The organism is Waltera sp. (assembly GCF_046969025.1).
Classification (GTDB): domain Bacteria; phylum Bacillota; class Clostridia; order Lachnospirales; family Lachnospiraceae; genus Acetatifactor; species Acetatifactor acetigignens.
In genome coordinates, this window is the sequence record NZ_JBKVQF010000001.1 from 29,113 (window position 1) to 42,344 (window position 13,232).

At 47.1% G+C, this 13,232-nt stretch carries 9 protein-coding genes; all 9 read left to right on the top strand.

The features are described from left to right. The coding region (locus ACLTOH_RS00165) for an RHS repeat domain-containing protein (RefSeq protein ID WP_412223066.1) at nt 1-1,497 on the top strand (1,497 nt) is incomplete at its 5' end. A 2-nt stretch (nt 1,498-1,499) separates the two neighbouring features. Then, complete coding sequence (locus ACLTOH_RS00170) at nt 1,500-2,102, top strand: pentapeptide repeat-containing protein (RefSeq protein ID WP_227064884.1); 603 nt, start codon at nt 1,500-1,502, stop codon at nt 2,100-2,102. A 242-nt stretch (nt 2,103-2,344) separates the two neighbouring features. Further along, entirely contained in the window at nt 2,345-5,992 is a 3,648-nt protein-coding gene (locus tag ACLTOH_RS00175; protein WP_412223067.1) for an RHS repeat-associated core domain-containing protein, read from the top strand. 79 nt (nt 5,993-6,071) lie between these two features. Continuing rightward, nucleotides 6,072-6,734 (top strand): MBL fold metallo-hydrolase, encoded by a 663-nt coding sequence (locus ACLTOH_RS00180; RefSeq protein WP_249325437.1) that lies wholly within the window; start codon nt 6,072-6,074, stop codon nt 6,732-6,734. Between the two features lie 153 nt (nt 6,735-6,887). Further along, nucleotides 6,888-8,336, top strand: a complete 1,449-nt coding sequence (hemZ, locus tag ACLTOH_RS00185; protein WP_412223069.1) for a coproporphyrinogen dehydrogenase HemZ — start codon at nt 6,888-6,890, stop codon at nt 8,334-8,336. A gap of 449 nt (nt 8,337-8,785) precedes the next feature. Then, the gene (locus tag ACLTOH_RS00190) at nt 8,786-10,090 is read left to right on the top strand and encodes an IS30 family transposase (protein WP_069432380.1); all 1,305 of its coding nucleotides are present in this window, start codon (nt 8,786-8,788) and stop codon (nt 10,088-10,090) included. Between the two features lie 409 nt (nt 10,091-10,499). After that, nucleotides 10,500-11,210 carry a LytR/AlgR family response regulator transcription factor gene (locus ACLTOH_RS00195; RefSeq protein ID WP_412222502.1) on the top strand — a complete coding sequence of 237 codons (711 nt, stop codon included), beginning with the start codon at nt 10,500-10,502 and terminating at the stop codon, nt 11,208-11,210. Between the two features lie 177 nt (nt 11,211-11,387). Beyond that, entirely contained in the window at nt 11,388-12,068 is a 681-nt protein-coding gene (locus ACLTOH_RS00200) for a hypothetical protein (protein WP_148445787.1), read from the top strand. A gap of 211 nt (nt 12,069-12,279) precedes the next feature. After that, on the top strand, nt 12,280-13,209 hold the full coding sequence (locus ACLTOH_RS00205) for an AEC family transporter (RefSeq protein WP_227733698.1): 930 nt from the start codon (nt 12,280-12,282) through the stop codon (nt 13,207-13,209). Nucleotides 13,210-13,232 lie beyond the last annotated feature (23 nt).

Genomic DNA, 13,232 nt, shown 5'->3' on the forward strand with positions numbered 1-13,232 from the left:
GCTTATGATGTCCGGGGACAGCTTCTGGAAGAGCGGCGGAACGGCGCTTCTGTTTCGTATGCCTATGACAAAGCCGGAAACAGAATCCGGAAGACGGATGTACAGGGAGAAATCCGTTATCTTTATAATGAGAAGAACCAGCTAATTGCAGAGGAAAGCCCTGTCGATAGAAAACAGTTTTCTTATGACCGTCAGGGCGGTATAATAGAGGAGAAAAATGCAGCCGGGATCCGCCTGTTCTCCTATAACAGCCGCCACCAGCAGACAAGGGTGGAAACCGAAACCGGCAGCGTGCAGGAGAACCGCTATGACGCGGAAGGACTGCGCTTTGAACTGCTGGAAAACGGCAGGAGGACCAGCTTTGTATACCACAATGGAGAGCTTCTGCAGGAGGAGGGAAGAGAAGAGCAGGGCACCAGTTATCATCTCGGGGCAGGGATGGAAGCGTTCCGCAGAGGACAGGAACTGTCCTACTACCACAGGGACGAACAGCTCAGTACGGCACTTGTTACTGATGGACATAGAAATGTTCAGAACAGCTACCAGTATGATGCCTTTGGCATGTCTCTTGGAACCACAGAGAAGCTGAATAACCGCATCCGCTATACGGGACAACAGTATGATGATGTAACGGGACAGTATTATTTGCGGGCGAGGTATTACAATCCTGTTGCTGGACGTTTCATGCAGGAAGACGTCTATCAGGGAGATGGACTGAATCTGTATGCGTACTGCGGGAACAATCCAGTGGTGTATTATGACCCGAGTGGATATTATACTGCATTAGGGAATCTTTTTACAGATAGTGTAATAGAAACAAAGGGAAATTCGACAGACTTAAAGATTGCTATTTTAAAAATGATAACAGGTGATGCTGACATTTCAGATGCTACTGTTGGCTCTCATCAAGCCCAGCACCTAATCCCTAATGAATTTAGGAATAATATAGCAGTTAGTGTGTCAGGATATCAGGTAGATCACGCATTAAATGGAATACTTGATATAAATAGGAATAGTTCGACTCCGGGGGCATTAGATAATTTTTTAAGAAACTATAATGTGTCAGCGGAGAATATGGAATTCTATATCTCAAATAAAACTCAGCATGGTTGGGCACCTGGAACTAGTTTTTATCATGGAGCATATAACGAATATGTAGGATCAAGATTAGCCCAACTGGATGAGAAATATCAGTTGTCTTTGATGTTGGAAACAAAAACACTGCCAGAAATAAGGGAACAATTAAGGCTATCAGGTCAACTGGAAATGTTGCAAGCAGATATAACGGGATTGAATAATGAGTTGAGACGAGCAAATCAAGAGGGTATTGATCTATATCTTACCCATCCCAATAATACAAATATTATTGATTATACTGAAGGAGGTACGCTTTCGCATGAGGATGCTATGAAAAAGTATAGAGAAGAAAATTTCGGAGAAAAGGAAAATAAAGAGAGCCTTAAAAGTAATGGCTGTGGAAACGGAAAGAAGGTATAAGTATGCTGAAACATTTGGATTTGTCACAATTTACATTAAATGAAAAAATGTATATAGAAAATGCAAATATACAGAATTGTAAAATATCTGAAATTCAAAACAGAATTTGTGTCATTAGTAAGTGCAATTTTTATAACGTTGTATTTGAGAACTCTTTTTATGAAGTGTATGCCACATTTAAAGAATGTAAATTCATAAAATGTATGTTTCGAGATACTTTTGAAGGGGAAGATTTGGAGTTGTTAGTAAAGGATAATATATTTATAGATTGTGTATTTGAAAATATCAGTTATAGATCTTTTCAAGTACAGTCTAATGTTACATACTCTAAATTTGTAAATTGTAATTTTTCAAATATTAAAATGGAAGGAGATTTATCCTTTATTGGATTGGAATTTCAAGGTGGAAAAATAGACAATTTTAATTTCTATGGGAATCAAATTATGCAGAATATTTTTTTGGATTTACAGATAAAAGATATGAACTTAAATTGTGCTTTTATAGAGAATAGGATGGAAAGAATTGACTTTAAAGGGACAAAAATAAGTGGATATTGTAGGGATAATATCTTTATTGAGTGCGAACCCAATGGGATAATGCCTTGAACAGAGCGATGCAAGCTGCTAAAGAAAGAATTAAACAATATGATGTACTAAAGAAAGGCAGAGGATGCCACATTAGTCGGAGGTAGTAATCCTCAAGTACAAGCAGCTGGTATGATAGAAATTCGTGGAATAAAGTGGATTTTATAGCTTTAAGTAAATAACTGGGCAAATTATGGATATGGGACAGCGACGGAAGAGAGACCCTCTATACTTATGACCAGGAACACAATCCGGTCAGGACGATGGAAAAGATCAAAGAGGGCAAATGGAAAGAAACGGCCCGGAAGTATGATTTCAGGGGAAGATGCATTCTGGAGCGGGATGCCCTCGGAAACGAAAGCCTTAAGGAATATGAAGCCAACCGGGCATACCCCAGCCGTGTCATTACGCCGAAGGGGGAGGAGACCGCCTACGGCTACGATACCGTAGGCCGCAGACTGTCCATCAGCAATACTTACGGCACGGTGGAGCTGGCTTACAATTCCAGAAACTTTGTCACCAGCCGCATCGACGGGGAAGGCTACACCACCCGCAGATTCTATGACCGCATGGGCAATCTGACCACTTACTATCCACCCGTGCAGTGGGAAAAGAAAGAGAGCGGCTATGAGTACCGCCACGATTTTCTGGAACGTGTGGTAGATACCATATCTCCCCTGCAGGAACATCACCGTGTATTCCGTAACTTTGACGGGGACATCACCAGTCGGATCCATCCGGTCAGTTATGCCCTGAAAGGCGATGAGGGAGAAGGAACCCGCTATGAGTACGATTCTGACGGGAACTGCATCCGTATCCTTTATCCGGACGGAGGCGTGGAGCGGAGATTCTATGATGCGGACGGCAACATGATCAAACAGGTACAGCCGGAATCTTATGATGCAGATTCGGATGACGGCAATGGCTACCGCTATGCCTATGACGCCTGCGGCCGGATGACAGAAGTACAGGATCCCGGGGGGAACATCCTGCACACCTACGAGTACAACGGGCACGGACAGATCCTCCGGGAAGTGGACGGCGAAGGAAAGGAGGTCCTCTATACCTATAATGATCTGGGCTGGAAGATCCGGGAACAGATAAAAGTGCAGGAGACCGATCCTGCGCTGTACCGTGTCATCGCCTATACCTATGACAGTCAGGGCAATAAGGTGGAGGAGGCCTACGGACAACAGGAAGTAGAACGGGACGGAGAGCCGGATGGCTGGCACCGGATCCATTTTTCCTACGATAAAAACAATCATCTGAATGTAGTGAAAGATGACTTTGGGGCAAAAATGCGCTACGATTATGACTGTCTGGGAAATGTAACGCTGGAAGAGCGTGTCATTGCGGACGGTGTTCATAGTGTTATTCATTATGCCTACAATAAAAACGGGTGGCTTGTTCAGCGGACGGAGGAAATCCAGGGCAACGGCCCGGTACAGGCCGCCGTTACAAGATATGCCTACGATGCCAACGGCAACCTGACAAAGATCACCACCCCGAAGGGCTCCGAGATCCACAGAAGCTACGATGCGGACGACCGCCTGACCGGGGAGAGAGTCCTTGACAGAAAGAACGGTATCGACAGACGGGTGCAGTATGCCTATGATGCGGCCGGAAATGTGCTGAAACAGGCCATTCTGGGAACGGACGGGGAATGTCTGGAGAGCAGCACCCGGTATGACCTGAAAGACCGGGCGACCCACAGAACCAATCCGGCAGGAGGGGTGACCCGCTATCTCTATGACCGGAATGACAGGCTGCGGAAAGAGATCAGTCCCTACGGCTACGAGCCGGAAAACGATGACGGGGCAGGCGCAGCCTACACCTATGACAGCCGCGGCAACCGCCTCCGCACCACCAATGCATTAGGTGAAGTGGTACAGGAGCTTTCCTACAACCTGCGGAATCAGCCGGTCATCCAAAAGGATACGTTTGGAAACCGGACAGAGCTTTCCTACGAATTGGATGGAAAGATCAAGGATGTCCGGCGTTCGGGGAACCATCAGCGCACCCTCCAACAGTATGAGTATAATGCCAGGGGGCAGATCACGGGAGTTGTGGACGGCAACCGGAATCCCATTTCCTATGACGTGGACAGCTGGGGACGCATCACAGGCATTGGCTTTGCGGACGGGGTGAAGGAAGGCTATGAATACACCCCCGCCGGGCAGGTCAGCAGGACTATAGACGGTAACGGTAATGCGGTGCAGTACCGCTACAACAGTCTCGGCAAGGTCAGCGAGAGAATTGACCAGCTGGGCGATACAGAGACCTTCCGGTATGACGAGGAGGGCAACCTGTCCCTGCACATCGACCGGGATGGAAGACAGCTACAGCGTGCCTGCAACGTATTCGGTCAGCCTGTGTATGAGAAGGCGTCCGATGCGGAAGGAAAGCACACCAACATCAGCACCTGGCACTATGACAGTCTGGGCCGGGTGACCCGTGCCGTCTGTGACGGGAAGTCCTATGAATACATCTACGATGCATATGGTAATCTGAAAGAGAAGCGTTCCAACGGGAAACGCTTAGTTTCCTATACCCATGACAGGGCAGGGCAGATCACGGAGATCATGGATCCCGCAGGAGTCAGCACCCGGTATGAGTACGATATCTTAGGACGCAGAAGCCGTATTTACAACAATGACGGACTGGAAGTGCGCTACGGCTACGATGCTTTGAACCGCATCCGCCATATCCGTTATGGCAATGGTGTGGAGACCGCCTATACCTACGATGGTGACGGTAACATCCGCACACTGGAAACCAAGGCAGGAGAAAATGTCCTGCTCTCCTTTGCATACCGGTATGACGGCAACGGAAACCGCACGGCGAAGGCAGGTACACAGGCAGCTCTGGGCGGCATCACTTCCGAAATCACCGCAGGGAATAATGCGCTGGATCTCTCCTATGCTTATGATGTCCGGGGACAGCTTCTGGAAGAGCGGCGGAACGGCGCTTCTGTTTGCTATGCCTATGACAAAGCCGGGAACAGAATCCGGAAGACGGATGCACAGGGAGAAATCCGTTATCTTTATAATGAGAAGAACCAGCTGGTCGAAGAGGAAAGCCCTGCCGATAGAAAACAGTTTTCTTATGACCGTCAGGGCGGTATAATAGAAGAAAAAAATCTTGCCGGAATCCGTCGGTTCTCCTATAACAGCCGCCACCAGCAGACAAGGGTGGAAACTGAAACTGGCAACGTGCAGGAGAACCGCTATGACGCGGAAGGCCTGCGCTTTGAACTGCTGGAAAACGGCAGGAGAACCAGCTTTGTATACCACGATGGAGAGCTTCTGCAGGAGGAGGGAAGAGAAGAGCAGGGCATCAGTTATCATCTCGGAGCAGGGATGGAAGCGTTCCGCAGAGGACAGGAACTGTCCTACTACCACAGAGACGAGCAGTTAAGTACGGCACTTGTTACTGATGGACATAGAAATGTTCAGAACAGCTACCAGTATGATGCCTTTGGCGTACCCCTTGAGACCACAGAGCAGCTGAATAACCGCATCCGCTATACGGGTCAGCAGTATGACGAACTGACAGAGCAGTATTACCTGCGGGCGAGGTATTATAATCCGGTTGCCGGGCGTTTCATGCAGGAAGACGTCTATCAGGGGGATGGACTGAATCTGTATGCGTACTGCGGGAATAACCCGGTGGTGTATGATGATCCGAGTGGGTATGCAAGTACGTCAATAGGTAAAGCTTGTCCACCACAGGGGAAAATTAGTGAAAGTGTTGATGAGAGTGGTACATCTTCTGTAGCTAAACCTAATCATGGACAGGGATTCTCATCTAAAGGATACAATCCGAAACCAGGAGAAAGAACTCGAGATCAGCGGCAGAGAGGAACTGAACCGTATCATCGACAAGATCCGGGGGATCGACAGCGTTATTGATATTGAGAGAACCACAGGTTAAGCCGTGGATGCCGGGAGATATGGCTGATCCGGGCAGAAAACAGAAAGTGAGTGTATTATGAGCAATATCCGTATCGGACATATGCTGTTGGGAATCTACCAGACCAACTGTTATTTTGTATATAGGGAAGGCAGTGATCAGGCGCTGGTATTCGATCCGGCGGATCACGGAGAGAAAATAGAGGAGGCACTGGAACAGAACGGACTGCACACGGCGGCTGTTTTTCTGACTCATGGGCATTTTGATCATATCAGCGGCTGTGAGGAACTGAAGGCGGCAGCGGATGCCTATGCCGGGGAGCATGGAGAGAACCCCGTGAAAATTTATGCCGGGGAGGCGGAGAAAAAGTTTCTTCTGGATACGAAAAACAATCTGTCGAAAGCGATGGGGAGTCCGGTCACTGTGATTGCAGATGTGTATCTGAAGGATGGGGAAGAACTGGATCTGGACGGCATCCGGATTCAGGTTCTGGCGACTCCCGGCCATACCGCAGGCGGTGTCAGCTATTATTTCCCGGAGGGAGGCTTCCTGATCTGTGGAGATACCCTGTTCCAGGAATCCGTGGGAAGAACGGATTTTCCTACCGGCAGTATGAGTACACTGGTGCGTTCGGTGAAGGAGAAGCTGTTTACTCTGCCGGAGGAGACGGTAGTCTATCCGGGACATGGAGACAGCACTACCATCGGGCATGAGAAGAAGTATAATCCATTCTGCGTATAACCTTCGGAGCCATGCAAATATCGTCAGATATTCGTTGAATGCCGGCATGTTATTCCGGGAAGCTGCGTAGCAGCGGTTTTGCGAATGGGGTTCTGAACAGTTATGTGCCTGTGTTTTTACGGATGCAGGCGTAGGAAAGGTACAGGTAGTAACGTGAAAATAGTGAAATTATCCCATCCCAATTATGAATACGATGTGCATTCTCTGGTGAAGGCCTTTTATGCCGAGGAGCAGGTCACAGTCATCACCCCGGAGACAAAGCCGGAAAAGCTGGCAGAGCTGGAACCGCAGGTCAGTCTGGAAATCGAACTGGGCGAGACCGGAGCAAAGATCCGTGTGGGAGAAGAGGATTTTCTGTGGTATGCGGCATCTGAGACAATCGCAGATGGTTATAAAAATGGTTTGAAACGTTTCCTGTACCGGACTTTAAGTAAGGTGACAGGGCAGGAACTTCCCTGGGGAAATCTCACGGGAATCCGTCCCACGAAGATTGCCTACGGTATGCTGGATGAGGGCAGAAGCGATGCAGAGATCCTGGACTTCATGGAGCAGAGCCATTACGTCAGCGAAGAGAAGGCACTCTTGGGAATCGATATTGCGAAGAGAGAGCGGGATCTGTTAAAAGAGATTCATTATGAGGGCGGCTACAGCCTGTACATCGGGATTCCGTTCTGCCCTACAACCTGTCTCTATTGTTCCTTTACCTCTTATCCGATCGCTGCATTCCGCAGGCAGGTGGACGCTTATGTGGACGCTGTGATCAAAGAGATGGATTATGTGGCGGAGAATTTTAAGGACAAGGTACTGGATACGGTCTATATCGGCGGTGGTACGCCTACCACGCTGGAACCGGAGCAGCTGGACCGCTTGATCACGGCATTAAAGTCCAAGTTTGATTTTTCCACCGTGAAGGAATTCACTGTGGAGGCCGGCCGGGCCGACAGCATCACCCGAGAGAAGCTGGAGGTACTGTATCGTCATCGGGTCAGCCGCATCTCCGTGAATCCCCAGACCATGAAGCAGGAGACCCTGGATATTATCGGCAGAAAAGCCAGCGTGGAACAAGTGCTTACGGCATATAAGCTGGCGAGAGAGGTCGGCTTCGACAATATCAATATGGATCTGATCCTGGGACTGCCGGGAGAACTGGAGGCGGATGTACAGCGCACCATCGAAAAGATCGTGGAGCTGGCCCCGGACAGCCTGACCGTTCATTCCCTGGCCATCAAACGTGCATCCCGTCTGAACCAGTGGATCCAGGAGAACGGCGTCTCCATGCTCCACAACACAGACGAGACCATGAAGATCGCGGCAGCGGGAGCTGAAAAGCTTGGAATGAAGCCGTATTATCTCTACCGACAGAAGAATATGTCCGGTAATTTCGAGAACACCGGCTACGCCCGTCCCGGCAAATACGGCCTGTACAACATCCTCATCATGGAGGAGAAACAGACCATCGTGGCTCTGGGTGCCGGTAGCATCACCAAGCGTGTCTTCCCCGACGGACGGATCGAAAGATGCGATAATGTCAAGGATGTAGGGCTTTATATCGAGAAAATCGATGAGATGATTGAACGGAAGAAGGAACTGTTCGCAGAGTGATAGTAATTCTCTTTGTGAGCGTTGCATCGGGACAGTCAGTGGAAATCTTGTTTGTATTTAAATCGCCGTTTTGGACGAAAAAAATACAAAAATGTGGAATTTTACCGTTTGAAAAGTCTCCATTTTCGCTATATAAGCAAAATAAGTAAATTCCGTACAAAAATTTCTGATTTGGGAAATTTTTTGTATGGAATTTGTCGTTTTTATGCTATTTACACCAAAACAACCTTGACTTTACAGGTGCAGACCAAGCTCTCTCGCAAGAGAGAGCTTTTGGGCAGAGCTTTTGGGACCTCAATAGTTTTTTGAAATTCCCGTGTGAGGGGGAAAGTTGATTACAAACAGAATAAATTACAGCAGTGAAAGTGACGATACAAATGCAGGAAGAGCAGAAATGTTCTTCCTGTTTTTTAACAGAACTTCAGCAGCTGGCGGGGAAAGGAGACAGTATGGCAAAGTTCTTAAATTATGAGGACCGGCTGGAGATAGAAAGCGGACTAAAGGAGCATATGACTTTCACAGAGCTTGGAGAGAAACTGGGAAGGGACAGGACTACCATCACAAAGGAGATCAGGAACTATTCCATCGAACAGGACACCGGTTATGGAAGTTACCCGCATAATACCTGCAAGTACAGAAAAGCATGTAAGAGGAAAAAAGTATGTGGGACAAATGACTGCAGGCATCCACTGGTAGCTGTCTGTAAACAGTGTGAACTCATATGCAACCGTTACTGCGAGCATTATGAAGAAGAAATATGTACCCATCGCTTTAAACCGCCATATGTATGCAACGGATGCAGTGAAGTAAAGAAGTGTACGCTGACAAAAACTGTTTACGATGCTCTGGGAGCCCAGAGGCGGGCAACGGATAAGATATCGGAATCCCGAAGCGGGATCCTTGCTACGGAAGGGGAAATCGCCAGACTCAATGAAATCCTGGTGCCGTTGGTAAAACAGGGGCAGTCTATCCATCAGATCTACCTGACACATAAGGATGAACTGATGTGCAGTGAAAAGACCCTCTACAACTACGTGGATGGATGCCTGTTTGATATCAGGAACATAGACCTGCCAAGAAAGGTAAAGTACCGTCCGAGATATAAAAAACCGGAGCTGAAAGTAGACCGTGGATGCCGTGTGGGAAGGAATTATCATGATTACGAAGTATATATGGAACAGCATCCGGACACAGCAGTGGTGCAGATGGATTCCGTGATCGGCAGCAAGGGAGGGAAAGTCCTGCTGACGATATATTTTGTAAATGTGTCACTGATGCTGGGGTTCCTGCGGGAAGCGAACACCTCAAAGTCAGTGATAGATATTTATGATGAACTGTACCACCGGCTGGGAGGGCAGGATTTTAGGAAGCTGTTTCCGGTCATCCTGACGGATAACGGAAGTGAGTTTTCCAATCCGAAGTGTATAGAGAACGGACCGGATGGAAAAGGATTTCAAAGGACGAGGATCTATTACTGCAATCCAAGTGCGCCGTACCAGAAAGCAGAGATCGAGGTGGGACATGAATTTATACGCAGGATCCTGCCGAAAGGAAGAAGCTTTGATGAACTGACGCAGGCAGACGTAGAGCTGATGATGAACCATATCAATTCCTACCGGAGAAAGAAACTGAACGGAAAAAGTCCGTATGAAGCGTTCAGCTTTTATTATGGAGAAGACCTGGCGGAGAGGCTTAGATGCCACGAGGTTGCAGCCAAAGACATCAACCTCACCGCAAGACTTCTCAAAAAGTAACCAGAAGACAGAATAAAGCACAGACCGCTGGCTGAAATAGGAACAGCAGAAGACGTGAATTATGGCTTGCAAAATTTGTAAGCCAAAACTGACGTCCGGTTTTTGTGCAAAAAAATACTCTGCCATAAGGTGATTATATCATAAAAGCAAGGAAAAAAACGGGAAAGTCATTACAAAAGTGGAAAGTCGGGTACAAAATTTGAAGGTCGCTTTCAAAATGTGAAACTCGTTTACAAAACGGGAAACTCGGGTGACTATTGAGCAGAGCTTTTGGGATGCTATATACCCGCTGATTTTTTCGTTACACAAAAATCGCATTTCGTTACATAGGATTGAATTTCAAAGGAAAAGTGGCGATATAAAAAAGGAAATGTTTGAATGGAATAAGATCCGGGGGAGTAGAAGACGAATGCTGAAAATAGCAATATGTGACGATGAACAGCCCATAAGAGAATACCTGAAAAGGCTGGTAGAGAAATGTACGGAGGGGGAAATCCGACTGTTTGCCGACGGCGGAGAACTGTTGGCGGATCCGACGGCGTTTGACCTGATCCTGTTAGATATTTCCCTGAACCGGGAGCAGAATGCGGCGGAACCGGACGGTATGGAGACGGCCAGAAAGATCCGGGAAAGGTCGGATGCACTGATTATCTTCGTGACGGCCTTACGTGAATATGTGTTTGAAGGCTATGATGTGGGGGCGTTTCATTATCTTTTGAAGCCTATCGATGAGCAGAAGTTCACAGAAGTCATGGACAGGGCAATCTGCCAGATCCGGAGTAAAAAGAATGTTGAACCGCTGGTTATAAAAGTAGGCGGCAACTATGTCAGGATTCCTGTGGATGATATCCTCTATGCCGAGAACCAGGCCAGAAAAATTATGCTGCACACCAAGTCAAAGAAGGAGCCCTACTGTTTCTATGAAAAAATGGAAGTGCTGGAGCAGAAGCTGGGAGATCGCTTTTTCCGCTCCCATCGGGGATTTCTTGTGAATCTGCAGGAGGTCGCCCGGTATGACAACAGCAACATAGAATTGAAAAACGGTGAGAGCGTATTTTTAGCAAAACAGAAATACAATGACTTTGTCACCGCATACATGAAGTATCTGAGAAAAGTGTAAGCGGTGATGCTTCAGAAAGGAATCAGCGGGTGATGCTCAGCGGGTGATGGGCCTGCTGATTTTTTGATGTTTCGTTACATGAAAAGATCGGTTCGTTACAAGACATATTAAGGGTGAAAGAAAAGCGGCGATATAGAAGACAGAGAGAAAAAATTGCAGATCAAAGGAGGTCGCAAAATGAGGATCACAACCCAAATGCTGGCAAATTCCGCAGCAAAAAGCGGGATTCCCATTCAGAGAACGTCGCTCTTGGACATTATCAATAACAAGTCATCCCAGAACCTGCTGGGAACCATCGGGAAGAGCATGAACACCACAAGTACCGGTGCCACGGACATTCTGAGGAAAAATAATTATGCAAAGCTGGAGGATCTGTCGGAGAAGTTGAGCCAATCTGCGTCAAAGCTTGCAGGCAGCGATAAGGATTCCATCTACGACAAGGCAAAAGAGAGCGGAGACACCACGGACATCCTGAGTGATGTGAACAAAATGGTGGAAGCGTACAATGCTACCATGAAGCAGCTTAAGACCACCGGCGGAATCATGAATGAATTTTACCAGCAACAGTTAAAAAACATTCCAGCGGGCAGTAAAGAATCACTGGAAAGTATAGGAATCAGTCAGGCAAAGGACGGAAGCCTGATCGTGGACGAGAAAGTATTCCGGAATGCGGATGCGGATACCTTACAGAAGGTACTGGGAGGAGAGAATGGCATCGCCCCCAAAATAGGATTTCTCGGTGAGCACATCAATAAGAATGCTTCCGAAAATGTGGTCAGCGCATCCAACCGGTATGGTTCCAATGGGGCAACCTATATGGAAGCTTTTGAGGCTAACAAGTATAATTTCTTTGGGTAAGATTGTGTTGTAAAAAAGGCATTGTATTTCAAAAAAATTGAGATACAGTGCCTTTTTGCATATCTGAAATGGAGACCGAATTCTGGCATTAACATTTCTGCATCAATTCTAAAACATTTCTACAAAACTTCCGGGATACATAATATACAGGATAGGAAAATCGAAGTATAATAAATAAAAAAGTATAGGATACCTCGGAAAGGGATAACAAATGAGAATATTAGAAATTATATTGCCGGTACTTGTCATGCTGGTTCTCGGTATGGCATGCAGAAAATTAAAGTTACTTACCAAAAGCGGAATAGATAATATGAAACTGCTGGAAACCAATATCATGCTTCCGGTGGCAATCTTTCATGCACTGGCCACAGCGGATTACAGTGTGGAGACCTGGAAACTGGTGGGGATTATGTTCGTTATGCTGGTGGTATCTTTCGGAGTAGGATTTCTGTTGAAGCCGCTTATGAACGGAGAATACCGCAAGTACCTGCCGTTTATGGTCAGTGTATATGAGGGTGGCCTCATGGCGTATCCTTTGTATACCAGCCTGTGCGGGCAGGAAAATCTCTCACAGATCGCAGTACTGGATATTGCAGGACTTTTGTTTGGATTCAGCATCTATATGGGGATGCTGGGACAGGTGGAAAACGGAGAGAAGATCAATGCAAAGAAACTATGTATGAGTGCATTCCACACACCGGCATTTATTGCAAGTGTGCTTGGAATCCTGGCAGGACTGTCCAAGGTGGTGATTTGCCTGATCGACAGTCCCTTCGGCGGTGCATATCTGGCGGTGGAAGGGATCCTTACCACATCCGTGACAGCAATCATCCTGATCGTTGTGGGATATAGCATGGAACTGACAAAGGAACTGATCCGGCCATGCCTGAAGACAATCCTGATGAGAGTTCTGCTACAGACACTTATGGCAATTGGAGTGCTGTGGGCAGTGCATTTGTGGATAGGAGATAACATGCTGTTGAATCTTGCCATCATTTCCTATATGTCGGCGCCGGCCACTTTCAGCATGCAGACTTTTCTGAAAAAGGAAGAGGGCAGTGCCTATGTATCAACAACCAATTCTATGTACTGTATGGTGTCGATTCTGGTATATATCATTCTGGCAGCAGTGGTTTATTAGAAGTGTGAAAAAGGCAAGCAGGA